The sequence below is a fragment of the Sphingobium sp. DN12 genome (assembly GCF_051058005.1).
GTDB classification, from domain to species: domain Bacteria; phylum Pseudomonadota; class Alphaproteobacteria; order Sphingomonadales; family Sphingomonadaceae; genus Sphingobium; species Sphingobium yanoikuyae.
Genome location: NZ_CP173717.1, coordinates 1,259,109 through 1,282,966 on the forward strand (window position 1 = coordinate 1,259,109; position 23,858 = coordinate 1,282,966).

At 63.5% G+C, this 23,858-nt stretch carries 24 protein-coding genes; 3 read left to right on the top strand and 21 right to left on the bottom strand.

Annotated features, from left to right (window positions below; translation table 11 throughout):
* Positions 1-13: 13 nt before the first annotated feature.
* Positions 14-424, top strand: coding sequence for a hypothetical protein (locus ACI6S0_RS05975; protein WP_080993653.1), 411 nt, complete (start codon positions 14-16; stop codon positions 422-424).
* Here ACI6S0_RS05975 and ACI6S0_RS05980 read toward each other — a convergent pair.
* From ACI6S0_RS05980 to ACI6S0_RS06075, 20 genes are all read right to left on the bottom strand, one after another.
* A complete protein-coding gene (locus ACI6S0_RS05980) occupies positions 399-4,127 on the bottom strand; it encodes a conjugal transfer protein TraG N-terminal domain-containing protein (RefSeq protein WP_017502981.1) in 3,729 nt (1,242 codons plus the stop codon). The genes ACI6S0_RS05975 and ACI6S0_RS05980 overlap by 26 nt on opposite strands.
* 15 nt (positions 4,128-4,142) lie before the next feature.
* Positions 4,143-5,507, bottom strand: a complete 1,365-nt coding sequence (locus tag ACI6S0_RS05985) for a conjugal transfer protein TraH (RefSeq protein ID WP_234893287.1) — start codon at positions 5,505-5,507, stop codon at positions 4,143-4,145.
* 149 nt (positions 5,508-5,656) lie between these two features.
* Positions 5,657-6,247 carry a hypothetical protein gene (locus ACI6S0_RS05990; protein WP_038293044.1) on the bottom strand — a complete coding sequence of 197 codons (591 nt, stop codon included), beginning with the start codon at positions 6,245-6,247 and terminating at the stop codon, positions 5,657-5,659.
* Positions 6,244-7,098, bottom strand: coding sequence for a conjugal transfer protein TraF (locus tag ACI6S0_RS05995; RefSeq protein ID WP_017502984.1), 855 nt, complete (start codon positions 7,096-7,098; stop codon positions 6,244-6,246). Before ACI6S0_RS05995 ends, ACI6S0_RS05990 begins: the two co-directional genes overlap by 4 nt.
* On the bottom strand, positions 7,095-7,694 hold the full coding sequence (locus ACI6S0_RS06000) for a S26 family signal peptidase (RefSeq protein WP_026109567.1): 600 nt from the start codon (positions 7,692-7,694) through the stop codon (positions 7,095-7,097). Before ACI6S0_RS06000 ends, ACI6S0_RS05995 begins: the two co-directional genes overlap by 4 nt.
* Positions 7,666-8,403 (bottom strand): type-F conjugative transfer system pilin assembly protein TrbC, encoded by a 738-nt coding sequence (locus ACI6S0_RS06005; RefSeq protein WP_038293045.1) that lies wholly within the window; start codon positions 8,401-8,403, stop codon positions 7,666-7,668. The genes ACI6S0_RS06000 and ACI6S0_RS06005 overlap by 29 nt, the downstream gene beginning before the upstream one ends.
* A 97-nt stretch (positions 8,404-8,500) precedes the next feature.
* Positions 8,501-9,589 (bottom strand): conjugal transfer protein TraN, encoded by a 1,089-nt coding sequence (gene traN, locus ACI6S0_RS06010; protein WP_017502987.1) that lies wholly within the window; start codon positions 9,587-9,589, stop codon positions 8,501-8,503.
* Positions 9,586-11,511, bottom strand: a complete 1,926-nt coding sequence (locus ACI6S0_RS06015) for a hypothetical protein (RefSeq protein ID WP_159366124.1) — start codon at positions 11,509-11,511, stop codon at positions 9,586-9,588. Before ACI6S0_RS06015 ends, traN begins: the two co-directional genes overlap by 4 nt.
* A gap of 362 nt (positions 11,512-11,873) precedes the next feature.
* A complete protein-coding gene (locus tag ACI6S0_RS06020) occupies positions 11,874-12,887 on the bottom strand; it encodes a TraU family protein (RefSeq protein WP_017500729.1) in 1,014 nt (337 codons plus the stop codon).
* Complete coding sequence (locus ACI6S0_RS06025; protein WP_017500730.1) at positions 12,884-13,456, bottom strand: hypothetical protein; 573 nt, start codon at positions 13,454-13,456, stop codon at positions 12,884-12,886. Before ACI6S0_RS06025 ends, ACI6S0_RS06020 begins: the two co-directional genes overlap by 4 nt.
* A gap of 46 nt (positions 13,457-13,502) precedes the next feature.
* Positions 13,503-13,742: a hypothetical protein gene (locus tag ACI6S0_RS06030; protein ID WP_017500731.1), complete on the bottom strand. Its 240-nt coding sequence runs from the start codon at positions 13,740-13,742 to the stop codon at positions 13,503-13,505.
* Positions 13,739-14,086 (bottom strand): hypothetical protein, encoded by a 348-nt coding sequence (locus tag ACI6S0_RS06035; RefSeq protein ID WP_038292639.1) that lies wholly within the window; start codon positions 14,084-14,086, stop codon positions 13,739-13,741. The genes ACI6S0_RS06030 and ACI6S0_RS06035 overlap by 4 nt, the downstream gene beginning before the upstream one ends.
* Positions 14,083-16,611 (bottom strand): TraC family protein, encoded by a 2,529-nt coding sequence (locus ACI6S0_RS06040; protein WP_017500733.1) that lies wholly within the window; start codon positions 16,609-16,611, stop codon positions 14,083-14,085. Before ACI6S0_RS06040 ends, ACI6S0_RS06035 begins: the two co-directional genes overlap by 4 nt.
* Entirely contained in the window at positions 16,608-17,216 is a 609-nt protein-coding gene (locus ACI6S0_RS06045; RefSeq protein WP_017500734.1) for a TraV family lipoprotein, read from the bottom strand. The genes ACI6S0_RS06040 and ACI6S0_RS06045 overlap by 4 nt, the downstream gene beginning before the upstream one ends.
* A 32-nt stretch (positions 17,217-17,248) precedes the next feature.
* Positions 17,249-18,598, bottom strand: coding sequence for a TraB/VirB10 family protein (locus tag ACI6S0_RS06050; RefSeq protein WP_293919430.1), 1,350 nt, complete (start codon positions 18,596-18,598; stop codon positions 17,249-17,251).
* Positions 18,595-19,374: a type-F conjugative transfer system secretin TraK gene (locus tag ACI6S0_RS06055; RefSeq protein WP_026109090.1), complete on the bottom strand. Its 780-nt coding sequence runs from the start codon at positions 19,372-19,374 to the stop codon at positions 18,595-18,597. The genes ACI6S0_RS06050 and ACI6S0_RS06055 overlap by 4 nt, the downstream gene beginning before the upstream one ends.
* Entirely contained in the window at positions 19,358-19,993 is a 636-nt protein-coding gene (locus tag ACI6S0_RS06060) for a TraE/TraK family type IV conjugative transfer system protein (protein ID WP_017500737.1), read from the bottom strand. Before ACI6S0_RS06060 ends, ACI6S0_RS06055 begins: the two co-directional genes overlap by 17 nt.
* 8 nt (positions 19,994-20,001) lie before the next feature.
* Positions 20,002-20,268 carry a type IV conjugative transfer system protein TraL gene (locus ACI6S0_RS06065; protein WP_026109091.1) on the bottom strand — a complete coding sequence of 89 codons (267 nt, stop codon included), beginning with the start codon at positions 20,266-20,268 and terminating at the stop codon, positions 20,002-20,004.
* Between the two features lie 117 nt (positions 20,269-20,385).
* Positions 20,386-20,715, bottom strand: a complete 330-nt coding sequence (locus tag ACI6S0_RS06070) for a hypothetical protein (RefSeq protein WP_017500739.1) — start codon at positions 20,713-20,715, stop codon at positions 20,386-20,388.
* A gap of 174 nt (positions 20,716-20,889) precedes the next feature.
* Positions 20,890-21,666 carry a DsbC family protein gene (locus tag ACI6S0_RS06075; protein ID WP_017500740.1) on the bottom strand — a complete coding sequence of 259 codons (777 nt, stop codon included), beginning with the start codon at positions 21,664-21,666 and terminating at the stop codon, positions 20,890-20,892.
* 477 nt (positions 21,667-22,143) lie between these two features.
* Between ACI6S0_RS06075 and ACI6S0_RS06080 the strand changes: the two genes are divergently transcribed.
* Positions 22,144-22,656 (top strand): hypothetical protein, encoded by a 513-nt coding sequence (locus ACI6S0_RS06080; protein WP_017500742.1) that lies wholly within the window; start codon positions 22,144-22,146, stop codon positions 22,654-22,656.
* A gap of 85 nt (positions 22,657-22,741) precedes the next feature.
* Positions 22,742-22,954 carry a hypothetical protein gene (locus ACI6S0_RS06085; RefSeq protein WP_081600906.1) on the top strand — a complete coding sequence of 71 codons (213 nt, stop codon included), beginning with the start codon at positions 22,742-22,744 and terminating at the stop codon, positions 22,952-22,954.
* Between the two features lie 11 nt (positions 22,955-22,965).
* Here the strand turns inward: ACI6S0_RS06085 and ACI6S0_RS06090 are convergent, their stop codons facing one another.
* Positions 22,966-23,736, bottom strand: a complete 771-nt coding sequence (locus tag ACI6S0_RS06090) for a fructosamine kinase family protein (protein WP_293919438.1) — start codon at positions 23,734-23,736, stop codon at positions 22,966-22,968.
* Positions 23,737-23,858 lie beyond the last annotated feature (122 nt).

The following is a 23,858-nucleotide window of genomic DNA, read 5'->3' on the forward strand; positions in this document are numbered from 1 at the left end:
ATGAACAAGCGTGATGGCCCGCCAACTGAAAATTCGTGAATGGCTGTGGCGCCCGATGTATGCGCGCTTTTGGTGGAGTGCGGTCCCGCTGTACTGGGGCGGTTTATTTGCGTCCTCGCGCGTAGAATTCCTTGCTGATTTTTACGGTTCGGCTCTCGCGGGATTCATTAATGTTTTTTTCTTCCCGCCGATCGTAGCTATAGTTCTGTCGTACGGCTTTTTTAAAGCATGGCTGGCGGCAGGACATTTTGAAATGGATGATGAAACAGAAGAGTATTGGGAACGTAGTCCAATGCGCAATAGCCCTTCTGGCATGCTGCGTGAGTTCGATCCGCTAGACCCCGCCTCAGGCTCTAACTGGATTGGGAGTCCGTTGAATCCGTCGCACCCATTTTATGTTATTCGGCCCCGTCATTCTTCTTGAATGACGGATTTCCGTCGAAGGGGCCATTCATCAGATCGGTCGAGAACCTGCCGCTGTTGAGAAGTGAGCTTTGCTCATTAGACGTTACAGGAGCCATTAAATCGGCTGTTCCCCGAGCGCTGTCCGCGTCGCCGAGATACCTGTTCCGCAGCCCATTCGGCCCAAGGATTTCTGTCGCCAGGCGGTGGGAGAATGCTTCAGCTGGATTAGCTGATCTGGCGGCTGATCGCTCGGCATTCGCCAGAGCTTGTCGTACGTCAAAGTTCACAACGTTGAGCTGGGCACTTGCGATTTCGCTAGTCGATCCTGCCTCCTGACTCGAAATACCCAGCGACCCGCCAGCTTGACCGAACGCTGCTCCACCTTGTCTCGACCTGTTGGTCCGGCCTGCTTTTGCACTTGTCCCTCCTGACACTTCTCCGTTCACAGATATTTGAAATGCGTTCTGATCCTGCGCTGTCCTTGCGATTGCACGTTCCCACCCAGTCTGAGCCATAACAGCTTGCACATCTCGCTGAAGTGTGTCCGCCACCTGGGGTTTCAGGCGCCAGTTGCCCTTGCGGTCCATCTCGAACCCGCCGCGCAGCCAGTTGGCCATCGCCGCCTTGCCCTCGTCGCCGCCGCCCATGAAATGTTCGATCGTGTCGGGGCCGGCCTGTTTGCCGGCCTCGAACCTCGTGCTGCTGTCGTTCCGTGCCGATTTCTCGAACCCTGCGCTGCTGGAGACGAGAAGATCATTATGCGCGAGACTGAAGCGTGCATGGCCGCCATTGGCGACAGCGCCAAGCTGACTCTCGTTGAGAAGTCCAGCCTTCCACATCTGGGCCGCCGTCGCCGGTGTCAGGTTGAGGCTGAAATCACCATTTTGATCCATCGCTATCTGCCGCTTGGTCATCTCAATGCCGTTGTCCTTGAGCATCGATTGCACGCGTGACAGGCGTTCCTTGTCGACAATGCTGGTCATTCTGGCATTGCGCGCGCGATCAGCCACGCCTTCGGCGCCGCCCTCAGCCATGTCGACCTGGTTTCCGGCACCGTCTGACAGAGCTCGGATGAAGCTGTCGAGGCGGGCTGCCTCACGCGTCGACATGCCGGCGGCGCCAGCACCTTCCGCAAAGCCGAAATTCTCAGATTGGCGTCGTTGCTCGCCGATCCGGGCTGCGCCACGTGTGCCATCATGGCCGACCTCGCGTTGCGCATCGAGCTTGCCTGAGCGTTCGGCAAAATCATAACCGGCGGCCTCGCGCGTGCGCCCGTAGACGCTCGTGCCTTCGCGGGCCGCTTCAGCCGTCGCCCCGTCGGCGGTGCCGACCTCGCTCGCCGCCCGGTAGGTTTCAAGGGCATGCATGACCTGCGCTTCGCTGCGTCTAGTTGCGCGGGAGAGTTGGGAAATGGCGGTTGAGCGCGCCTCGCCGGAGAGGGCGTTGATGAAGGAGATGCGGCGGTTCATTTCATCCACCGGCACGCCAAGCATCCTTGCTGCGAACCGCTGTCCCTCGTTCCCGCCAGTCCGCCGAGCCTGTTCGGTCGCGACATTGCCCCGCTCGACGGCGGAAACCTGATCGCCCGCATAGTCGCGGCGGCCTTCCATCGCGCCGACCTGCGTTTGCGCGCCGGTAAGCTCATTCCGGAGCATCTCCTCTTGGGAGAAACTGTTGGCGATGAGCTTGGCAAAGGTCGGATCGGCATGGGCCTGTGAGATCAGTCCGCTGGCCTTGAGCGCCGCATCTTCAGGGGAATAGCCTGCGCGCTCGAAATGCCGGCTCGCGCCCTGCATCATCATGTCGTAGGCGCGGGTGTCGCCGAAGGCGCGCCACTGGACGAGGTTCTGGGTGAAGGCGGCAAAGGCCTTCTCGCCGCCCTGACCCGATCCGAAATAGCCTGTGCCCAGCTTCCTCAGCGCGTCCTTTTCCGCGAAATTGTGGATGGCGCCCGTGGCGGCTGCCGCCTGGACCGCGCCTTTGACCGATGGATCGGCGAGGTCGCGGCCGGCGAGCGCTGGTGCGAGCCCGCCAAGTTCTCGGCCGGCGTCGATCCCGCCGAGCCCTAGCGCGGCCTGACCTGGAACGCCCCCATGCGCGCCTTCGACGGCGCCGGCGGCGCCGAAGCTGCGCGTGGCGCCAAAGCTGGACCGCGCGCCGAAATCCCCGAATGAGGATGAGGCGCTGCGGCGGGTGCCCGTGCCGGCGGCAGACGCCTGGGCCTCGAGTGCCGATGCGTAGCCTTCCGATGTGGAGACCGTCGCCGCTGCGGTGGATGCCTGCGCCGTTACGCCCAGCGATCCGCTCGTGAAGGACGAGAAAACATTGCCCGAGAAGCGGAACACCGTGAACACGAAGGCGCCTGCGAGCCCGGCGCCAGCGGTGCGGAAGCTGCCGAATATGGCGAGCGCTTTCATGGCGGAGAAAGGGGCTAGCATCCAGGCATTGGCGGCCAGATGATTGGCCCGCATCTCCGCCAGCGTCGCGGTGGCCCGCCCAAGGGTCAGCTGGTAGATGCCGGCGTCGATCACGCCCCACAGCGCTACGAAGACGAAAAGTCCCAGCGCAAAGCTCGCGACCCGCAGATTGATTGGCGTGAGGATGAAGAGAAGCGCGACCGGCACCATGAAGAGCATGATCCCGAAGACAACGGCGCGGATCGTCGGGAACCATTCATTCGCGGTCGACATGGTCGCAAGCCCGCTCGATACGACAGCCCGGTTGGCCATCACGCGCGAGGCCGTCGCCGGGCTGTCCTCGAAGAGAACATCGCCCACGCTATGCCCAAGCAGGATGTTAGTGAGGAAGGCCTGGGCGGTGAGCGGGGCGCCCATCATCATGTCGCCCATTTCGCCCAGATTGCCGCGGCAGCGCGCGAGTTGATCCGCTTTTGCAATATCGTAGCCGGTGCGGGCGCAGACTTGGGCCGAATAGCTTTCAAAGATGGCGGGATCGGACAGGCGATCGGCGATGTGCTCCCAGGCCTCCTGACAGCTGACCGTCGTGCCGCCCTTGTCCGAGGCTGTGAAGACAGTGCTGAACGTCGATAGCCCGGCCATGGCAGCAAAGGCGGTAGGGAGGGCGGTGCTGGCGCGGAAGAGCTGGTCATCGTCAACGCCATAGGCCGGCGACACGCGCGCAACTGGGTAGCATTGGCGGACATAGTCCTTGACCGTTGCATCGAGGAAGCTGTCGGTCATGGGGCCGCGCGGCGAGACGGCGTTCAGGAACAGATCGAAGGCATGGCCGCCCGCGCCGAACTCGAGCTTGGCATGAGGATCGAGCGTATTGTCGTCGATCGTCTCGGCCAGCGCCCGTTCCATCATGTTGGTGACGCCGGCAACCAACACGATGAGGTTGGGAACGTCTCCCACCGGCTGGTAGGCGTTGCGGACGCGGTCATAGACATGGACCGTGCCGGTGGTTGCGACCAGGCCGACGAAGAGGCCGATCCCCACCAGCATCTGGAAGCCGAAGGCGACAAGACCCATGCCCGTGCCGCGGACCATGGCGAGCACCGCGCCCAGTGCCATGCCGACCACCGCCACGATCAGTACCAGCGTCTCGTAGCGCGGGTCGGCAAAGATCATCGAGACGAGGCGAAAGGCATCGACCGTCTCGGCAAAGCCGTCATAGCTGTGGAAACTGGCTTCCAGAGCAAGGGCCGGCTCAGCGAGGGCAAGGCTGGTCAGGATCGCAAAGAGGCGAACGACAAGGCGCATGGGAAAGGCTCCCCTTTAGCGATTGCGGTTTGTGGCGGTGCCGGCGGCGTCGCGGGCGTCCCGGTCGCGCTGGCGGACGAGACCGGCATAGTTGGTTGAGAGATTGGCTTGGTTGAGGGCGGCTATATAGGATTGGCGCATCTGCGAGCGCTGCCGCAGCACTTCTTCGCGCAGATCGCGAAGCTGCTCTATCCCTTTGGTGAGGATCCGCGTCTGGCAGATATTGGCGTTGCTGCTGTCCGCCGCGCCCGCCGCATTGGTGCCGCGCTCGGCGTTGGTCAGCGCGAAATCGATGCTTCGCGTGAGGTCATTCAGCATCTGATAGGCAAGAGTCAGCGCTACCAGTTCGTCGGTGTCCGCGATGACCGAGTCCACCACATCCTGGCGGACGCCCCACTCCAACATGCGATAGACAGGGAGGGTCCGGACGTTGGCGACAAACTGGCGTTCTTCGGCCGTCAGCGCGGCGCGTGTCCGGATTTTCTCGGCGATCGCTGTCATGCGTTCCCGCGTAAGGGTAAGCGCGCCCTTGGCTCCGTCGCGCGTGCAGTCGGCGCTGGTGGCAGGGATGCCAAGCGCACGCCGCATGACGCGGCCGCTCAGGAAGTCGTCGGAGGATTCGCTATCTTGGCCGGCGCAGGCCGGAATGGCAGAGAAAAGCGGCACCTTGTCGGTCGCGTCCCAGCGCATATAGACGTCGCCCACCCGCGCGCGCATGACGGCGGCCCAGTCCGCCGCGCCGACCCGGTTTGCGGCGTGAGAGATGAGCGATCCGGTCCTGAATATCTCCGTCACCTCAGCCGGGCAGTTGGCGAGCGCATCGCGCAGATCCTCGGTCGGATTATTGCCATTCGACTGGATTTTCTCGCGACTTTGCTGATAGCTTTTGGCATAGCCTTCCTTGACCGATTTGTAGCCGGTCATCTCCTCGATGATGCCGGACATATTGTCGTCGCCCTTGGCGATCTGGACCATGCGGTTGGCGAGGCGGCAATCATTCACTTGAATTGAGTTCAGGTAATTGGTGGCCGCCTCCATCTTTGAAATGATGTTTCCCATCTTCTCATCGAGCGTTTCGAGAAGATATTGGAAGGCGACGGCAGGCGCTGCCTGAAGAATAGTCTCGAGCTTCTCGACGAGATAGTCGGGATCGAGAAAGGACATGCCGCCAAGAAACATGTCGATGCCGCCGCAGCCTGCCTTCACCTTGGGGAGCGTCAGGCTCATCAGATAGTCGTTATGGACGTCGATCCGGCCCGACATGCCGCCGGCGGTGACATAGCCGCGCGTTTGATCCTCAAAGCTGCCCGGGCTGGTATAGGTGACATTGTCGAACCAATGCTCCGCCCAGCTCTGGGCTTGCGCGGGGGCGGGCGTCATGCCGCAGCTGGCAGCGCAGAGCGTGAGAAAGGCGGCGAACCGGCGAAAGAGCGCCTTGGTCTTCAGGCGCGAACGACAGGGGGTGGGGGCGTGGTGCATGGCGGGCTCCAATAGGGTGACGGATCAGGATCGACTGCGCCCGCCATTGCTCAGCCTTTCCGACGATGGGTGGATGGGGAGGACGCCGGCACACCGACGATCCCGGTGAACTTGGACATGGCGCGGACCCCTACGGCCACTCGCACGCCCGTCTGCATCTTTGCCGCTAGGTAGAGATTGCGGCTGATGTTGACCGCATGATCGGTGCCGATCGCGACCGGGATGATGCGATTGGGGTCTGCCAGTGGTCGGACCCATGCAACCGGGTGCCCGATCCAGGGGAGACCGAGGCGGCCCGAGCGGATCATTGCCTCGTCTGTCGAAATCGTCCGGATGGTCCAGCCATGGCGGACCTTCATCGAGCCAAGCTTGGTCCAGAGATCGCTGCAGGGGAGGCAGCCGGGTGCCGTGCTCATTTCGACCACATAGGCGGCGGCCTGGCCTCGCAGAGTCGCTTCGAAGTCCGGAGGATAGACGCTGGTGCGCGGAACGCGATCGAGCCAGCCTTTCATGGCCTGCTCGGTGTTGACCGGATGGACTGCAGCGCGCGCGGCTTCGGCTCGGCTCGGCGGCCCCGCGGCACTCACTGGGTTAGCGACCGCAGGCATCGCAGCTGCCAATGTCATGATGGCTGATCTCATGGCTTGGCGCCCTGGCTGACGGCCGGGTCACTGGCCGCGACCGGACCGTTGGCGAGCGCATCGAAGAAGCCATTCTCTTCGCCTGCCCCGGTCAGAAATTGCTCGGGACGAATGTCGCCGGAGAGCAGTTTCACGGCCTGATAGGCAGTCTGGATGAGATTGGGATAGGCCTCGACGCCATTGGCGATCACCATGCGCTGGGACGAACCGCGGCGGATCACCATGGTGGTTGGCGTGACCTCGACCCCAAAGCGGCTGGAAAGCTCAGGTTTGCGATCGAGATCCTGACTACTGACCTGCCAGCCCATCTCCTCCTGGAAGCGCTGGAGGATCGGCCATTGTACGCGGCAATAGCCACAGCTGGCTCGTGAGAACATGATGAGCGCGAACTCGCCCCCCTTGGACCGGAGATAGGCACGGCGGGTGGCGTCTTTCTGCGCTCCCATGGCGTCGCGCGCGTCGCCCACCACCGGATAGGCGGAGCGGGCGCTCAGTTCTGGATGGGTGAGCATGGCGAGCTGGGTAACCCCGGCAAAAGCGCGGGCCTTGCGCCTGGCGAAATCCTGGAGCCGCCAGAAATCGGCGACAGCATCGACCGTCAGCACAGTCGCGGCATAGTCGCGCTGCTCGGTGATGAGCTTGGCGATCCGGGGCGGGCTCCATCTGGCGAGCTCTGTCATCGGCGGGATGACGGGCGCGGGCGGCAATTGATCCTCGCCCGCTTCGCCGGGGTCCGCGGGCTTGGGGGCATACCACCAATAGCCGAGCTTGGAGCCGCTGTCGGGTTGCGCGTCTGCCGATGCGGTGGCGGCCGCAAGCGCGATCGCGGCAGCGGCGATGCCCCGCCTCACAGCACCCGCTCCATGCGGGTCAGGCGTTCGATCCGCACTGGGCCAAAGTACCGGCTGTCAAAGCCTTCGGGATGGTCGGAGCCCACATAAACAAAGCCGGCTGGAATGTTCCGATTTCCCCAGCGCAGATGATCGAGGCGCTGGCCATTGCGGCCCATAGGGCGGCTGATTCCCAGCAGGCGGTCACCGCAATAATAGCTGCTGTTCGTCACCTTGCCATCGAAGACCGAATGGCGCTCGACCTCGCGCAGGCGCTCGCCCGGCATGCACATCGCCCGCTTGGTGACGCTGACGGGCTGGGGGCCGGCTATCGGATGGGACAGCGCGAACATGACAAGGTCGCCCTTGTGGATTGCCCCCGGCGCCGCGCGCACGGCCCAGGCGTCGATCGACGGGCTCATCACGATGGTCAAGGCTGGGATCGCCTGCCAGGTGATCGTCGCCAGCGGCACGGTGATACCCAGCGCGAGCCAGAAGCGTCTGGGACGTGCCTTGTGATCGCCGACCGCGCCGCCCAGCGCCAGAGCGGCTTCGCGCGGGAGCGTCTTCAATCCGTGGGAAAGCCGGTTAGCGGCCAGCCAGACGAGCCGAAGCATCGCGCACCTCCTCCTTGCCGCCGAGGCGGGCATATTCATCCAGCAAGCCAGAAAGCGCGGCGTCGCCGAGCACGAGATGGGCGGCACGAGGCGCGGTTTCGTCCTCCCGTTCGCAATAGGGCTGGGTCGGATCGCCCGGCACCATGGCGAGGGCGGGCACACGGGCTATGCCATGCTGACGGAAGAGGATCGGATCGATCACCACCTGGACGTTGCGCATCGTGCAGGCCGGCCCCTCGCATCCGGGATCGACGCGCAGCATCCTTGCCGTAAGCTCTGCCATCGGACCAATCTTCGTGAGACCTCCGGGTACGCCGCGAAAGGCGATGACCCCGCCGACCCGTTCGAGCTGTCCTGCGTAGGTTCGCAACGTCTCGATTGGCATGGACGAGGAAGCGAACAGCAGCGGCACCCAGGCCTTGGCCGATGCGTTCGAAGCGGGGGGTGCTGGCGTCGGAGCGCCATCAGGCGGTGCCAGGCCCAGCGCCTGATGAAGCCGGGCACTCATGGCCTGTTGCTCCGTCGCGAGCGCATTGGCTGCCTGGATTTGCGCTGCGCGTGCCTGCGCCTCCATCCGCGGATCGACCCGCCGTTTGCCCATGGCCTCGAAGGCACGTCGTTTGAGATCCGAAGAGGGGGCAGGGAGCGTGTCAGGCCCGGCGTGTATCGCTGGATTAGCGCTGGCCTTGGCTTGCCGAAGCTGTTCCATGGCGGACGTCCCTTGGTCTGCCGGTTGAGCCTCCCGTGCCTGCCCTGGCGCTGCGCCCATAAGCGCGAACGCAAGCATGAGCGGGGCCATATGGCTGTCAGGGATTGACGGTGCGCAGATAGGCATCGACCTTCTCCTCCATATCTTGTCGGATGTCGGACTGGGCGCGCGCCTCGATCTCCGCATAATATTGCGAGAGATCCATTCGGCTGAAATCGAGCGCCTGGAATTCTTCAGCGGTAAAGCCCCGGCAATAGGGCTGCTTGGGTGTTCCCCATCCCATGGCGTTGAAGGCGCTGAGCTGCGGTCGGCCCTGCTCCTGGATGATGCGGCCAAGCTTGGTGTTGAAGCAGCAATGGCCGCGGGCCTTCTGGATGCAGATGCCAAGGATCGAGGAGGAGCAATAAGTGCCGACCTCGTGGCACATCCCCGAACCACGCAGCATGCCGGTTTCCATATCCTGTTGGTCACAGCCCTGGAGCAGCACCTCCATCATGAAGTTGATGGCAAGGCTGATTGCGATCGAGGTGGGATCGAGCCCGACGATGATCGCGTTGGCGCCGGCACTGGCCGCCTGGCCCGCCGTCGCGCCCGCCTTGAAGGCGAGATAGGCGGCCTTGGCGCCGGTGAACACGCCCTTAGCGATCGCGATCTTGGTCGTGATCGAGCTGATCGAACCGCCCATGCCGTCCTTGACGATCTTGTCCCGATCCTTGCAGCAATTCTGGAAGGTGACGCTGGCGCCAGGCGGACGGCAGCGCAGCGCCCGGCCGCCAAATATCTCGATCGTGCCGAGGCAGTTGCCATCGGCGTCGACCGGGCCGTCATTGTCCGGTCCCGCGTCATCGACCAGAAGCTCATCCTCGACCGGATTGAGCGCGGTGTCGATGCAGGCGACGGGCGAGCAGGTCGGTGTTCCGCCTGCTGCTGGCACCAGGCATTGATGATCGGCCCCCAGCGGGCAGCTATAGGCGCCTGCGGCGTCGACCACGCAGGGTATTTGCTGGATCGGGCACTGCGTCGCGCCGCCAGCCATGGTGACGCAGCTCGCCATCTCGCCTTCGTCAGCCGCATCGCCATTGCCGTTCAAATCAGCGGCGCAGAGCTGGGCCGCCGATGCCGGCCCAGGAATGGTGACTGCAACGAGCGCGGCGCTCAGCAGTCCGAATATGATCCGTTGTCTCATGGCGTCCCCGCAGTGCAGGCAAGGTCGGAGCCGGCGAGGCGCACGGTCTGCATCATGACGGCGGCTTCAGGGAAATCGTCGAGGCAGCCGCAGGCGGTGACCAGTTCCTCCCCTTCGCCCAAGGGGCAGACATTGTCCGCGGTGCAGCTATGATAGAAACTGTTCCAGCCGGCCGGATCATTTTGGCTAGCCCCGACCACACCGGAGATAGCGACGTCGCTGTTCGCCCTGGGCGCACGGGTCTTGCAGATCGGCTCGCAGGCCGGAACCGTCCCGCGATCGGGCAGGGAAAATGCCCGCGTCGAGGTCGAGATCGTTCCGTCGCTCGACAGGGTGCGATCAGCGAGCAGGGTTTCGGTCGAATGGTCAATGATATAGGCGCTGCGCGACAGATCGGGCGCGCTGAGCTCACCGCTATCAATCAGGCATTTATAGCGGCGGTCCCGCTCGAAAAAGTCGCGGCTATACTGGAACGTGCAATGGCCCGTACCGATTAGACGGGTCTGGGCGAGGGGTTTGAGACCTGTATTCACGCCATTGGCGAAGGTCGTGACGCCGTCGACGCTCTCGCTGTCCAGCCTGCACGCCGCGTCCTGGGCATAGCCTGCGCAGAGATCCACCAGCCGTTCGGAAACCTCGCAGGCCGTATCGACCTGAACCTCGACAGTGACATAGCCCCAATTGCCATCGCCCCCGGCTCGCACCCGCGCGCCGACCGTCATGGCGCCGGCGCGCAGCTGGGGCGTGATGTCGATGGCGGTGCGATTATAATAGGGATCGCCGCTGATCCGGCAGTCACCAGATGGCAGGGCCTCACCGGTCCAGGGGCGCTTCCCGGCATAGCCGACGATCTGGCCGTTGACCCGTGCCTGGACCCAGTCGTCCGCGCCCATTTCCACGATCCGGGCGGAGACGATGCGTGCCGGCGCGATTGGGTCGAAGGTGGCTGTATGAATGGGCGGAACGCTGCCGCAGGTGCCGGAACCGCGGATCTGATAGCGACGGCAGCCGGTGCCGCAGGCGGTGGAGGTCACCGTTCCGGCAACGCCCAATATGTCGTCATAGTCCCAGGATTTGACGCTGATCTCCCGATCGATCGAGCAGCTCCGCGTGACCTCGGCCTTGCCGGTCGCCGACGCCGAACCGGCCAGCGCCTGAAAGACGCTGCTTGCCTGCGCGCTCGCACTGGCGTCCCCGCTGATCGCGGTTGGATCGGCGCGATAGCTGGTCGAAGATAGAGAAGGCGACGCGGTACAGGCCGTCGTCTGGGCGCCGACATAACGGATGACAGGCCCTTCGATGCTTGCCTGCGCCACCCCGATCCGGGGATCGGCCGTGGTGAGCGCGCCGATGATGCCCCCGCCCAAATCCTTGAGGACAGAATTGAGGTTGCCGAGCACCAGGTTGCTGCCGCAACTCGCATTGACGCAATAGCAGGCGGAGAGGTCGGTCAGCGGCACCTGGGTAAGCTTGAGGTTGCCGGACGACGCGACATCCCATTGGAAGGGGGTGCAGTTGTTCCAGCTGCCAGGGTCGCAGGAGACGATGCCGTTCGCGCAGATACCCGAGACCGGGACGGGAAGGGTCAAATTTTGATCGAAGCTGCCGTCGAGATCGCTGTCGCGCGCTATGCTCAAATGGGTGATGTCGCCGGTCGTGCCGGGCTGGACCAGCAGCTCCAGCATCGTCGCGCTCTTCTGGCAGGCCAGGCTGGTAGTGAAGGTGCGGCTGTTGTCGACGGTGCTGATCGCCTCACCTGACAGACCTGGATTGACGTAATTGCTGGTGATCGCGTCGCTGTCGCTCGACTTCGTCCGCGATGCAGCCGTCGCGGCGCGCGCGCGGGCCTCCATATCCTGCGCTTGGGTACCTTGCGGCGCGAGCGCCACGCTGCCCATGAAGATGAGGATCATGTTCTTCATCGGAAGCCTCCGGGCGAACTCGAAATTTCCGCAGGGGGCAGACGAAAGGCCTGTCCGCTGGCTTTCACGCGGGCGCAGGCACGGCCTTTTAAAGGTGGTCAGCACGGCCGATGTCGGATCAGGCGCTAGAGAGGGGGGGCACCCGATCCGAGCAGGGGGCTCACCGACCGTGCTGACCTTTCCCACGCTTGGGCCCGATCTGGCGGTTATCGGGCGCGCGAGGGAAATGGGGGTTGGAGCGACGCTGTGGAAGAACGGCGTCGCCCCGCCCTCGCCGCGATCGAACGTGCCGGCATGGCCTAGGCGGGCAGACCATCCGGAATGCTCGTTGATCGCTACGGGGGATGGGGGAGGTATCTGGCTCACGGGGTGGATACTCCCGCGCAGCAGATCACTTTTTCAAAAGACATGAACTGGGCATTGTCCTTGCCGGGCGCATGTTTGCCGCTCGACCAGAGGGCGCCGGGACGCCCGATATTGACGCATTTGCCGCCTTTGACCGGCTCCATGATCTGGAGCTTGTAACGGCTCTTGGTCCAGATGGGCTGCGCCTTGAAGGAGCAGCCGTCAGCCGAACTGATAGTGAGCGCGCCAAGACGGCCCATCAGATAAGTCCCGCGCGCGGCAAGCCCTGCCCAGGCCTCGACGCTGTCACCAAAATGGATGTCGCCCGCGACCGGATAGGTGGCGCCCCAGCTGCCCATGCACCAGAAAAGCGGATCGAGCACTTTGCCGGCCGCCGCCGCGGCGCTGTCGGCCATGCAGGCAAGGCCGGCTGCGGGGTTGCCGAAGAGAATGCCCTCGGGCTGGATGATCGCGCCCAGCGTCCCCGACTGCCAGGTCGGCAGCACCTCGGTGATCATCGCCACATCGAACCCGTCGTCCTCGATGCAGGGCAGGTCGGTGAACATGTCGAGCATCTTCCAGACCGGCGAGATATAATAATGCATCTGCGCGAACATTTTCTGGCTGTTTGTGCCATCGGCGATCGACGACTGACTGCCCTGGAGCTTGCCGCCGGTTGGCAGGAGATCTGCGCCGAGCGCCATCATGCAGCCGGGCTCGGTCACCACATCGATCATGCGATTGGGCGACCAGAAGCTGACCTTCACGCCGAACCAGAAGGTGGCGCCCTTGCGGCAGGCGCATAGCGGCTTGGAGGCTGACTGGGCGTCCAGTTCCTTGTCGAGCTTGTCGAAACTTCCGACCCGAACGCCGCCGATGGTGATCGGGAAGATGCAGGTCCAGCGCACTTTGGTCAGCGGATTGAAGATGGTGCCGGCCTCGCATTTGGAGGCCCGCGCGGGCGCACTGGCAGAGCCGAGCGCAAGCGCGAGAGAGAGGGCGGCGGCACGTAGGAGGGGCTGGCACTTCATGGCCGGGCGCTCCGAGCTGCGGGACGCTCCGGCGCATATTCGTAAAGGACGAGCTTCTTCCCTTCCTGCGCGACGATGACCGGCGCGACGGTAAGCCCGAGCCTTTCCTTTACGCGCTCCTCCAGGATGAAAAGCGGGCGGCCGGTGCGTTCGGAGAGTTCAAGCGCATCGCCAGCGGTCAGCAGGATGAAATCGGTGAAGCGCGCGGCCTTCAGCGCCCAGGCAAGATCGCGCGGATGGACAATGATGAGGCGCTGGAGCAGCGAGACATATTCGAGGGGATTGAAGGTGAAGCCCTTGGGATAAAGGACACGGCCGTCAGGCAGACGGATATCCTCATCGACCGTGTAGAAGGGAATGATGGTCCGGGTCCGATCGGCCGGAGCTGGTCCCAGCGACGCAGCCTTGAGCGCCGACCATTTGGCGCGAGGGCCGAACTTCGCCGCCATGTGAGGCGCATTGGCGACCCGTGCCTCGATCTCGCTCATCGCGTCAGGCTCAGCGATCGGCCAGGTGCGGCCAATCGTCGAGGTCGCGCCCTGTGCCTGCTGGCAGGCGAGGCCCAGCATGAGGGCACCGAGAAGCGCGTGGCGCGCGCGAGCGGGGAAGCGGGTTTCAGTGGACATGACGCTTCGCCCACCATGGCTTGCCCTCGTCATCACGCTCCCCGCGCACAGCGACGATCAGCGCGGCGAGACCGAGCACACCTGTCACACCGAGGAACAGGCGGAGGGATGTGGGCAGTGGATCCGATGCCTGCAGCACCAGCACCGTCTGGATCAGCAACAGGAGATGGGTGCCGAGCAGCAGGCGGACCGGACCATGGGCGGGGGAAGAGGTGAGGATCCCGCTCATTGGCCGCGCCGCCAGCGGGTGAAATGATCGAGGCCGCGATCGAAGGCACCGGTGAGGCCGATGAGCAGCATGCCGCTCGCAAAGCAGCCGGCCGACACCATGATGGCGGCGCGCAGGACCATGGCGGCAGGTTGGTGGAGGGCGAGGCCGGCGCAGAGGATGAGCGCGCCCATCATCAAGGTTTCGATCGTCACGAGCCGGAAGCGCCAGAACAGGGCCTGGTGCTGGGCGAGGCTCGCGGCGCGCGCTTCGATCAAAGCTTCGATCGTCGGATCGAGATCGAGGTCCAGCTGTGGGCCTGTAGGCTTAGTGTGCGGTTGCTGGGCGGGAGGATTTCGCATCATGAGAGCTCCTGCGACGGGTAGGATCTTGGCGCGCCGAGCAGCTCCGCGGGGTCGACGCCGGCGAGATCGCAGACCGCTTCGAGCGGCGAGAGGCCGGCGCGCAGGCGCGCTTCGAACGCGGCTACCTCCTGGGGTGCTGAGGTGTTGATCCAGTAAGAAAAGGGATCGACGACCAGACGGGCGATGCCGAGGCCGAGCGGCGAGTCGATGAAAACCTCGGAATAATGCGGCTTGTTGTTCCGGACCGACTTCAGGAGATCGAGGACGAAGCCTGAGTAATCCAGGATCTTGTTCTCGACCGCGCGTTCATAGGTGGAGCCCTGAAGCAGGAAGCGGGTAGCGGCATTTTCCAGGATCACCTGCCCTGTGCCGCCGAACAGCAGCAGATCGTTCATCGACTGGAGGACGACCCCGAAGCTCCCCTGATATTTGCGCGCGCGCCTGTAGCCCTGGCCGAACACTTCGGCGAGGCGGGAGAGATCCTGGCCATCGGTTCGGGTCATGAACTGGGCGGCTTCATCGCACAGGACAAATCTCGGTCGGTCCCGGGCGGAGAGGTAAAGCTCCTGGCTCACCGCATTCACGACCACCATGACGATGACGTTGAAGAGGTCCGGCATGGCTTTCAGGCGTTCGAGTTCAAGCACGACAAATTCGTCGGCCGAGATGTCGAAGGTGGAGGGCCCGTTGAAGAAATGGCCATAGGCGCCCGAACTGCCGAAATCGCGCAGGTTGAAGGCGAGCTCACGCGCAACGGGGACGAGATGGTCGACCTTGTCGAGATCGCTTATGGCATCGGCTGGATAGGCACCGAGCCAATCCCGCACCGCATCGATCCCCGCTTCCGCGCGCCCGCTGTCGATCGTCCACTGGACGGCGGATTTGAGCAAATTCCATTCGGACGTCGTGACGCCCTTGCGGGTCGCGGCATTGGCCATTTCAGCGACGATCGCAACGGCCATGGAGATGGCTGACTGGCGATCATCGCCATCGAGCGCAAAGCCCATGTCGAAGGGATTGAGGACCAGCGCTTCCTCGCCAATGTCGATATAGCGGCCCGAGCAAAGGGTGCAGAGCTTCCGGTAGCTGCCGCCGATATCGATGATGCGGATGAGCGCGCCCTGCGCATAATATTGCAGGCAGAGATTGTTGAGGAGGAAGCTCTTGCCCGCGCCGCTCTCGGCCGAGACGATGAAGTTATAATTGTTGATACGCGGGTCGAAGAGATCGAGCGTGATGAGCTGGCCCTTGCGCCCGACATAGAGAAGGGCAGGCCGCCCGCCGCCACGAAAGTCGGTCTGGACAGGCGCCAGCAATGCGGCCGCCTTGGCCGGCATGGGAAGATCGCGCTCCAGCATCCGCAGCGTCCGGCGCTCAGGGTAGAAGCCGAAGGGCAGGCTCATAGGCAGCAGGATGGGATTGAGATAGCTCTCCTCCTGCATCATCCATGGCAGCGGCTCGCTTTCCCAAAGGCGCTTGGCGCGGGCGGCCATTTCACGGGCCTGTGCGCTGTCGCGGCCGAAGACCCAGACGGTTGGGATGACCGAGACGAAGCGGCTGTTGCCCGCTTCATCGAGCACCCAGCCAATCTCCTCGATCTGCTTTCCGACCTCGACGGCAAAGCTTCCGGCCGCCTTTTGCGCGGAAAGGATCTGCGCGCGCTTGTGGATCTCGAAAGCCGAGTGATCGAAGAGGATGTTGAGCGTATAGAGGAAGGGGCCGCCAATCTGGTCGCTATCCTCGGCCGCGCCGCGCATGCCTCCGAGCAGCCGGTTGCAGCGCTCGGCCGTAACCCGGCGAGCTGGTGATTTGGGCGTCAGGCAGCGAGCCACCTGATTGCCAAAATAAAGCTCCGGGCCATCGAACAGCAGGTCCGGGCCTGCATCGATGATCTGTTTGCGCACCGGGCGCGCGGGATGGTCAGGGGCGCCCGTGGCAAAGACGCCCGGAGCCGGATCGAAGGCGCCGTTGAAGATGCGGCGATAGAAACTCACTAGCGCTTCAGGCGCCATGCGCACGATCCCGAGCTTGGAGAGCTGCTCCTCGATCTGGCGGCGCAGGTCCGCGCCCAGCGGGGTGCGCGATTTGATTGCGAGCAGCACGCGGAAGTTACGGACGGGAATGCCATGAAGGGCTGGGAGTCCTTCGGTTCCATGGCGCAGATATTGTGCCGTGCGCCGGGCCGATGCCTGGACGAGTGGATCGGGCCGGGATTTAAGATCGAGATAGGCATCGAGCGCCTGGTCGATCAGCGGATCGGCAAAGCAGTGGAGCTGGACCACGGTGCCGGTGCCGAACTGGATGTTGAGAAGGCCGAGCAGCGCCTGATGCACATGGGCGAAGAGATAGGCCGACGGCACCAGCTCCCAGGCCTGACCCCAGCCATCGTCGATGGTGAGGAAGGCTTCCTCTTCCTCGACCCAGCTCACCATGGGCAAAAAGTCTGAATAAGCGTCGCGCGACACGCTTTGTTGCAGCCGCTTGATGGTCATGCCGCCGCCATGGCGTGTGCCGAGCCCCCTCATTGATCCTGCTCCTGTGGCGGCGCCGGGATATCGCTATCGGGCAGCGTGGGCCTGGCCTTGGTCTGTTCAAGGATCGGCGCGCGCGCGGCCGGTTCGGTCGGATTGACGAGATAGTCGCCGACCACCCACTGCGGCTTGTCGAGGATCGAATAGACGTAGCGCGGCATGTAGAGCCGGTCGGGCCGCTCGCGATCGGCATAAGGCAGGATCAGCGTGCGGACCGTGCGGCCGGGCCGGAGCATAGGCGTGACCGGCGCCTCGACGAGGCCCTGAAGTTCGCGATAGACGCTGCTGCGGTAGCCGACATAGCCATCCGCGGCGGCATTTCGGCTGCTCCGTTGCGCACCGGTGCGCCCGAGAGTTTCGTCGGCCCGGCTGCCATTCGTGACCTTGGGATCGGATTTCGATGCCCGTCCGGCCACGGCGTCGGCATAGGCCTTCTCAGGATGGATGCACTGGCCATGATCGCTGTTCTTGCAGCTGAACTTCTCAGGATAGGGCGACATGGCCGAGCCGATCGCCGCGCAGCCTGGCAAGATGCCAAGCAGGAGGAGCAGAGCGGCGCTGGACAGTCGTGCCGCGTTGCGAGGGTGCTGGGTGGGCATGGGATACTCTCCCTGGGGGCGACAAGTGGGCATCAGAATTTGGTGGCCGTGGTGGGTTTGATTTCCAGAGCCAGCCCCTCCTGGATCACGACCACCACATCCTTGGCGGCGCCGACCTCCACGATCGGGCCGGCCTGGCGCGCGAGATCGAGGTAGAAGTCGGTGAGCTTGTCGGAAGATTTGGACAGGCCGCCTGCAATGCCGGTCTTGAGCGCATCGCCCGCGTCCAGGGATCGGACGGTGCCGAGCGCCGAGGTCGAGGTGTTGCCAAACGTATTCTCGACGCTCTGGCTGACCCCGGCGATGGTGCCGGCGATGAAGGTGCGGGCGAGCGCAGCGCCGGCGCGGGTAACGACCTTGCCCGACAGTCCCTTCTTGCCGTCGGTATCGACGAAGAAGCCCTTGATCGGCTGATCGATGACCGAGCGTTCGTCAAAGTCCACGCAGGAGAGCGAGATGAGCTGGACCTCGACCCGTTCCTTGGCAAGGCTGCCCGTGGCATTGCCGATGACAAAGCATCCAGCAAGGTTGGCCTTCACATCATTGGGCAGCACGACGGGCGCCTGGACGCGGGCGATGAGGGGCTCGGGATTGCTCGTCGCGTCCCGGCTGGCGAGCGCGTCGATCCCGGTCAATAGGCGCGCCTTCATGAAACCAGGCGGCAAATAGATCGTCCTGGTCTTTTTTTTAGCGCCATTTGGAGCAGCGGATCCTTCCGCGACGATTGCGCTGGTCGCGGCACCTATCGCGCCGACCTGGCGCTCGACCGGCGGGGCAGGTGGCGCTGCCGGCGCGCTAGGCATGGGCGGTGCAGGCAGGCTCCCGTCAGCGCGTTCAAGTTCGCTTTGGGAAGGGCTGGGCGGAAAGGCCGGGATGTCGCTTGGCATGGCGTTTGGGAGGTCGTCGTCTGGTGCGTCGCTCGATGCTGGACCGGCGGTGCCTATCCGGCCCTCCTCGATCGCCGTGACTCTGTCGCCAAGCAGGTTCTGCCCATCGAGGATTTTCTTGAGGTCGCCGCGCACCTTCGTTTCAAGACTGTCGCCACGAAGGCCCGCGCCCATGTCGAGCTTCGAAGCCGCCGGCGCCTGGGGCGTGACCTTCTCCGCGCTGTTCGAGGCCGAGTAGAGGCCATAGCCAAAGAGGGCGACCAGCACACCGATGGCGGCCTGGCGTGCGCGCAATTGCTGGTGGGGGCTGAGCGTCGCCCAGCGTTCCTTCAGATCGAGAAGGGCCGGGCCGCGCAGGTGAAGGACGCTGTTGCCCATGTCACTCGTTGCCGACGACGGGCGGTTCGGCCGCGAATGGCCCCTGGCGCCGCTGCCCTGCGCGGGCGAACCGGGTTCGTCTGGGCTTTGGGGCATATCCTGTCGCTCATCGCTCATAGCCCGTCTCCCCGGCGCAGGATTATGAGGCGAGCGGTCTCCCCGGTGCGGAGAGAGAGCCTATCAAGCGTCGCGCTGAAGATGCGGGCGCCAAGCGCTGTATCGAGGAAGAGGCGCTCGTCGACCTCCATGTCGCTTATGGCGTCGACCCGATATTCCGATGCGTTGAGGCCTGCGCCCTCGACGGTGACGCGGCGGTGTTCGGTGATGTGCAGCGCGGGTGCGGCGGGGAGGGTGATTTGCCGGCTGGCGGTCGCCACCTCGGTGAAGCTGGCCGGCACCCGATCCTGTAAAAGGGACAGGGTGATCGAGACCGCACGATCTTCCTGCGCAAGCGGGGCGAGCAGATCCTCATTGGCACGGGCGCGCTGCCGGGCGCCGGGCACCAGTATGATCGTCTGCGCCGGGATTTCGGAGGGCTCGGCGTAGAGCGGGTAGATTGCCCCGTTACAGGTGACGAAGAACTCGGACGGCGTCGTCACATAGCTACGGGTGATCTGGCCGCTGTCGTCGCTTTCGCGGACAAGGAATTTGACCCAGGCGTCACCGCCGCCTTTCTCGACCGCGAGGCCCTTCTCGGCGGAGAATTTGACATCCTCTATCTCCCCGCCCTGACAGATGAGATGATTGACGTCCCGGTTCGAGAGCCGGATCATACTGGTCTGATCGGGCAATGCCTGGATCGATTGCGCCTGTCCCGGCGACGCTAAGGCGATGAGAGGCAAAAGTGGCAGGGCGGCGCGAGGCGCGCGCGCTCGGTTACCCAAGCTCGGCATCGAATTTCTCCTCGGTGAGAGACAGGATCCAGAAGCGACCGGCATCGATCGTGTATCGGATGCGCAAGTTTCCCCGGAATTTGCGGATGACGCCGCCGATGACGCGGACCTTCTCGACCGGCACGATGATCTGGCGATCGGTCCAGGTGACGGGCTGATCGGGCCGAATATAGGTGGCGATCGAGAGCGTGGGATTGTTGGCGAGCTCATCGAGCACGCCATTCAGGCTGTCCCGCAGGCCATTATAGGCGGTCGGGTGGACGATGCTGAGCAGCTCCTGAAACTGCCGGTCGGCAGACAGAGCAGAATAGGTACCCGAGAGCGCGACGATATTGCGCGTCATGGCGCGCAGATAGGCAGAAGATGGCTTGCCGCCGGTCACGTAGAGATCGCCGCCGGCGCCGAAGGGAATGACGATCGTGCGTTGGTTCTGGGACGTCGAGTAGAGCGTAATGCCCAGCACTGCGGTCACGCCGAACAAGCCGACAATCGAGAATTTGAGCAGCCTGTTCTCCTCGAACAGATTGGACGATCCCTGGAGGTAGCGGTGAATGCCGAAGCTTGCCGGTTTGCCGAGCAGCGGGTCGGGCGCCTCCTGGGGTGATTTCTGACGAAACATGATATGCCTCACTCGCAAAAGCGGGTCTGGGTTGGCCCGGGATAATGGGGGAGGCGGAGCAACCCCCAGCGCCAGGCCAGATGGGGCACGAAACCGCGGGGCTTCGTCCGCTTCCAGGGAATGAAAAGGAGAAGGACGCCGAGGAGCGACCAGCCCACCAGCCCGCCGACGATGACGGCGACGAAGATGGTGGAGACCACGAGGATGAACTCCTGCGCGTCGAACCAGAGGATCTGGACCGGCTTGTGCAGAAATTGTGGAAGTCTCTCGTCCACGTCCTTCTCCCTTGCTTCACCCACATCTGAACAGATGTGAGGGTTACGAAGAGCGCGGTTCGCTCTCCGCCCGGCGCGGGGCCGATGAAGCCCCGCGCTGGTCTTTTGGCCGGTTCTTCAGACGATCATGCCGAAGGTCTGGAGGATGGAGTCCGCGCGGATGAGGCAGACGGCGGCCACGATCGTGGGAATGCCGATCATGATATTCGAGAAGAGACGCGAGACGCCGAACAGGAAGGCGGCGACACCGCCCACAAAGCCCAGCGGTCCCTTCACGCCCTGGTTCACCACGATATCGTAAATGTCGTAGCCAAGGTCGCCCGCGGTCGGTGCCTGGAAAGCGTGGGCGGCCGATGCGAGGGCGAGGGCAGCGACGAATGTTCCCACGGCATCGGCCGACGAAAAAGACGGGCGGCGCAGGCGCGGCAGATGTGCAAGCTTGATCATTTGTTTAGGTCTCCAGAAACGAGAGGAGCCGCCCCAAGACATGCCTGCCGGCACCGACTGGGTGTTCGCTGTCGGCCGACGACAGGCTGGGTGGCTCCTCGAAGATCGGGCGCCGTCGTCGGCATCTCGAGGCCTTGGGCTGCCATGCAGCCTTGAGGCCCGCCAGAATTAGGGTCAGGTCGGCGGCTTAGCTGACGGCCGCTGCTTGGCGAGCCAGGCTTCAATCTCGGCCTGTTGGAAGCCGGATATGAGTTGCCCATCGAGAATAAGCGTCGGCGTGCCCGATATGCCCATGGATTTGACCGCTTGGCGATGGGCCTGAACCTGGGCGGCGCCATCTGTGCACCGGTTGAGGGGCTTTGGTGGCTCACCGGCATAGGTCGCGCGGAACGCTGCCTCGCGGTCCTTCGCGCAGAGAATATGCTCGGCCTTCGAGGCTGCCTCTGGATGGATGCCGGACACGAAGTAGATCTGGCGGCGCACCGGTTTGCCTTCGGCCGCCTTGGTAGCCCAGAAGCGATCGAGCGCGCGGCAATAGGGGCAGTCGGGGTCGGTAAACTCGATCACCATTGGGGCGCCGGGCGGTCCGATCAGGAGCGCCTGGCTTTGATCAAGGGTCTTGAGTTTGGCTCGAGCCGCGGCATCCTGGGACAGGGCCGTGAGGTTGACGCCATTCTTGTCGTAGATGGTCGCGAACAGGAGATGATCGCTTTCCGGCGCGTAATAGAGGATGCGGCCGCCGGCGCTGGCCTGGAAAAGCGGGCCATGGATGGGAGATGGCGCAAAATCCTCGAACTGAAGATTGGCGAAGCTTTGGCGCAGCTGGGCCTCTGCAGATTTTGCGACTTGGGAAAGGTCCGGGTCGACTGGCCCCTGACTGAGCGCTGGTGCTGCGATGCCGAGCATCAGAACCGCTGCAATCAGGCTCGGTCTGTCGAGATGCCGGGTCATTGATCGCTTCCTGCGTCCGGACGTGTTTTCCTCAAGAGGAGGCGCTGATCGATCCTCACCGTGCTTCCCAGATCCATGGTTTCCTCTGCAGGCAACGCAGTGCGAGGCTCGCCGATGAAGAAATCGGCGCCGATTTGGGCAATCGCCAGTTTTTGTGGAGCCAGCGGCGGCCCAATGGGGCGTATCTTCCGGGCTGCGGACGCAGAACCCGGAGCGAGGACGAGTGTGAGCAATCCGGCCATGATAGCCAGGCGTGACGCTGACATTGGATAGGTCTCCCTATTGCCGGGCGCATTCGCGCTCTGGCCTTGCGGTCCGGTCTGGGCTGAGTCGTTGCGTTCTCTTCGAGCGGCGTCTCGACCTCTGATCGGGTGGGACAAGCGATGCATCCAATGCTGCACACTCGGCAATGGGGAGGGCACTGAGATGCCGTAAGCGGCACTGAGGTGCCGAAATCGGCATTTCAGTGCCGCTTTTATGCGCATGGACAGCTTCAAAATCGAATTCGGTCGTCAGGAGACAAGCGGATTTTGCGAATCAGAAAGGCTATCGATGGTGACACCCAAGTCTCGGACCTACCGGCTGCATCTATCGGAGGAGGGGACCGACACGTTTCTCGAATGCCATTCCCGGTTGGCACGCATTGCCAGGCGGTTCATTCCTTATGGAACCACGCTGACCGTCGCCACGCTGCTCCTCGAGGCGCTAGAAGGTCCGGAACTGTCCGATGAGCTTTGCGCCCCGGTAGTGAACCGCCTGGCCGGACGGATCGAACATTTTGTCGGTGCTTCGCCCTGTCTCGCCCAAGCAGCGGCAAAGATGCTCGACCACATCGAGATTGCACCGGGTGGCGGGCCCTCCGTCACGGCCGCCCGGCTTTTCATGACCGCCATCGCGCTCATGTCCGCAAGTGAAGACAGCGAAATTGAGCGAGCCTATCGCCGCATCGGGACGGCGTTCGCGCCACCGAGCCCTGAGACGCCCGGTTGAGCCGGGATGTTGTTCATCGACAGTCGGTGGCATCACCGATCGTTCCGGCGCATAGCGCAGCGCGGACCTTTTGGGGGAACTGGCAATGGCACAGATCACCGACCGCGATCTTCACCTGGTAAAGAAAGCACTGTGCCTGAGCATCGCTGTGATTGAACAGCAGCCTGACGGTCCGTTCCGCCCTGATTCCGATGCCGCCGACATGAAGGATCTCGCCGATCGGCTCATGGCGAACGATGCCGAACTTGCCCATTATCTCCGTTCTGCGCGGATAATCCTGGCGGGTAAGCCCGAATAAAGCGCGATTTTCTAAAGGCCGAGCATATCCAGGCAGGCGCTGGCCTGTTGATGATAGGCCCCACCAAAGAGGCGAACATGGACCAGGAGCGGCCAGAGCCGATAGACGGGCTGTCGCTCTTGCCATCCCTGTTCAAGGCCGCAGGCATCGTAAAAAGCTGCCGGGGGTTGATCGAACAGGCTGAGCATCGCGAGGTCGACCTCGCGGTCACCAAAATAGCAAGCCGGATCGATCAGCCCCGAGACCCGATCTTTCTCTATAAGGATATTCCCGCCCCAGAGATCTCCATGGAGCAGCGCAACCTGAGGCCCAGTTGGGATATGGTCGGCCAGGCGGTCGGCGAGCCGACTGACCCTATCCGCCAGATGTGGCTCGATATGGGGAAGATGGCAGCACAGGCGCCTCTCCGCCCAGAATTCGACCCAATTATCAGTTCTGCCGTTGGGGATGGCGACCGGCCCGAAACCATGATCCCTGTCCCAGCCCGATTGCTGCCGAGTGGGTCGGTGAAGATGATCGAGGACTTCGGCCAGCTGCGCCCAGGAGCGCGCGATCTGGCCCGAGCCAGGCAAATCCTCAAGGAGCATCAGTCCCTTCTCGACTGCCAATACCGACGGGACCGGGGCCTGCGTTGCATGAATAGCGGCAAGCATGATGGCTTCCTCTTCCACCAGCGGTCCGCGCTTGGCGATTATCGATCGTCCGTCCGCAAGGCTGAGACGCAACACGTTGCTGAGGTCGCCGCCTGAAACGCGCGCCGCACTCACCACGCGTACGCCCATTAAACTTCCTGCACGCGTGAATATTGACCTCATTTTGGTTGGGTCTCCTGGCGTCGTTCCGTCATAATATCTGTTGCACCTGAAGTTGAGGCCGCGCGCCTGATTTTCCTGCTGAATCACGC

Excerpts from the sequence above, each read along its gene's own strand:
- ACI6S0_RS06060 (WP_017500737.1), bottom strand. The coding sequence starts at position 19,993 with ATGTTTCGTCAGAAATCACCCCAGGAGGCGCCCGACCCGCTGCTCGGC.
- ACI6S0_RS06085 (WP_081600906.1), top strand. The coding sequence starts at position 22,742 with ATGGCACAGATCACCGACCGCGATCTTCACCTGGTAAAGAAAGCACTG.
- ACI6S0_RS06015 (WP_159366124.1), bottom strand. The coding sequence starts at position 11,511 with ATGAAGAACATGATCCTCATCTTCATGGGCAGCGTGGCGCTCGCGCCG.
- ACI6S0_RS06055 (WP_026109090.1), bottom strand. The coding sequence starts at position 19,374 with ATGCCGAGCTTGGGTAACCGAGCGCGCGCGCCTCGCGCCGCCCTGCCA.
- traN (WP_017502987.1), bottom strand. The coding sequence starts at position 9,589 with ATGAGACAACGGATCATATTCGGACTGCTGAGCGCCGCGCTCGTTGCA.
- ACI6S0_RS05980 (WP_017502981.1), bottom strand. The coding sequence starts at position 4,127 with ATGCGCCTTGTCGTTCGCCTCTTTGCGATCCTGACCAGCCTTGCCCTC.
- ACI6S0_RS06070 (WP_017500739.1), bottom strand. The coding sequence starts at position 20,715 with ATGATCAAGCTTGCACATCTGCCGCGCCTGCGCCGCCCGTCTTTTTCG.
- ACI6S0_RS06035 (WP_038292639.1), bottom strand. The coding sequence starts at position 14,086 with ATGATGCGAAATCCTCCCGCCCAGCAACCGCACACTAAGCCTACAGGC.
- ACI6S0_RS06025 (WP_017500730.1), bottom strand. The coding sequence starts at position 13,456 with ATGCTGGGCCTCGCCTGCCAGCAGGCACAGGGCGCGACCTCGACGATT.
- ACI6S0_RS06080 (WP_017500742.1), top strand. The coding sequence starts at position 22,144 with ATGCGCATGGACAGCTTCAAAATCGAATTCGGTCGTCAGGAGACAAGC.
- ACI6S0_RS06045 (WP_017500734.1), bottom strand. The coding sequence starts at position 17,216 with ATGCCCACCCAGCACCCTCGCAACGCGGCACGACTGTCCAGCGCCGCT.
- ACI6S0_RS05985 (WP_234893287.1), bottom strand. The coding sequence starts at position 5,507 with ATGACGCCCGCCCCCGCGCAAGCCCAGAGCTGGGCGGAGCATTGGTTC.
- ACI6S0_RS06040 (WP_017500733.1), bottom strand. The coding sequence starts at position 16,611 with ATGAGGGGGCTCGGCACACGCCATGGCGGCGGCATGACCATCAAGCGG.
- ACI6S0_RS06000 (WP_026109567.1), bottom strand. The coding sequence starts at position 7,694 with ATGCTTCGGCTCGTCTGGCTGGCCGCTAACCGGCTTTCCCACGGATTG.
- ACI6S0_RS05975 (WP_080993653.1), top strand. The coding sequence starts at position 14 with ATGGCCCGCCAACTGAAAATTCGTGAATGGCTGTGGCGCCCGATGTAT.
- ACI6S0_RS06075 (WP_017500740.1), bottom strand. The coding sequence starts at position 21,666 with ATGACCCGGCATCTCGACAGACCGAGCCTGATTGCAGCGGTTCTGATG.
- ACI6S0_RS05990 (WP_038293044.1), bottom strand. The coding sequence starts at position 6,247 with ATGAGATCAGCCATCATGACATTGGCAGCTGCGATGCCTGCGGTCGCT.
- ACI6S0_RS06020 (WP_017500729.1), bottom strand. The coding sequence starts at position 12,887 with ATGAAGTGCCAGCCCCTCCTACGTGCCGCCGCCCTCTCTCTCGCGCTT.
- ACI6S0_RS06005 (WP_038293045.1), bottom strand. The coding sequence starts at position 8,403 with ATGGAACAGCTTCGGCAAGCCAAGGCCAGCGCTAATCCAGCGATACAC.
- ACI6S0_RS06090 (WP_293919438.1), bottom strand. The coding sequence starts at position 23,736 with ATGGGCGTACGCGTGGTGAGTGCGGCGCGCGTTTCAGGCGGCGACCTC.
- ACI6S0_RS06030 (WP_017500731.1), bottom strand. The coding sequence starts at position 13,742 with ATGAGCGGGATCCTCACCTCTTCCCCCGCCCATGGTCCGGTCCGCCTG.
- ACI6S0_RS06050 (WP_293919430.1), bottom strand. The coding sequence starts at position 18,598 with ATGAGCGATGAGCGACAGGATATGCCCCAAAGCCCAGACGAACCCGGT.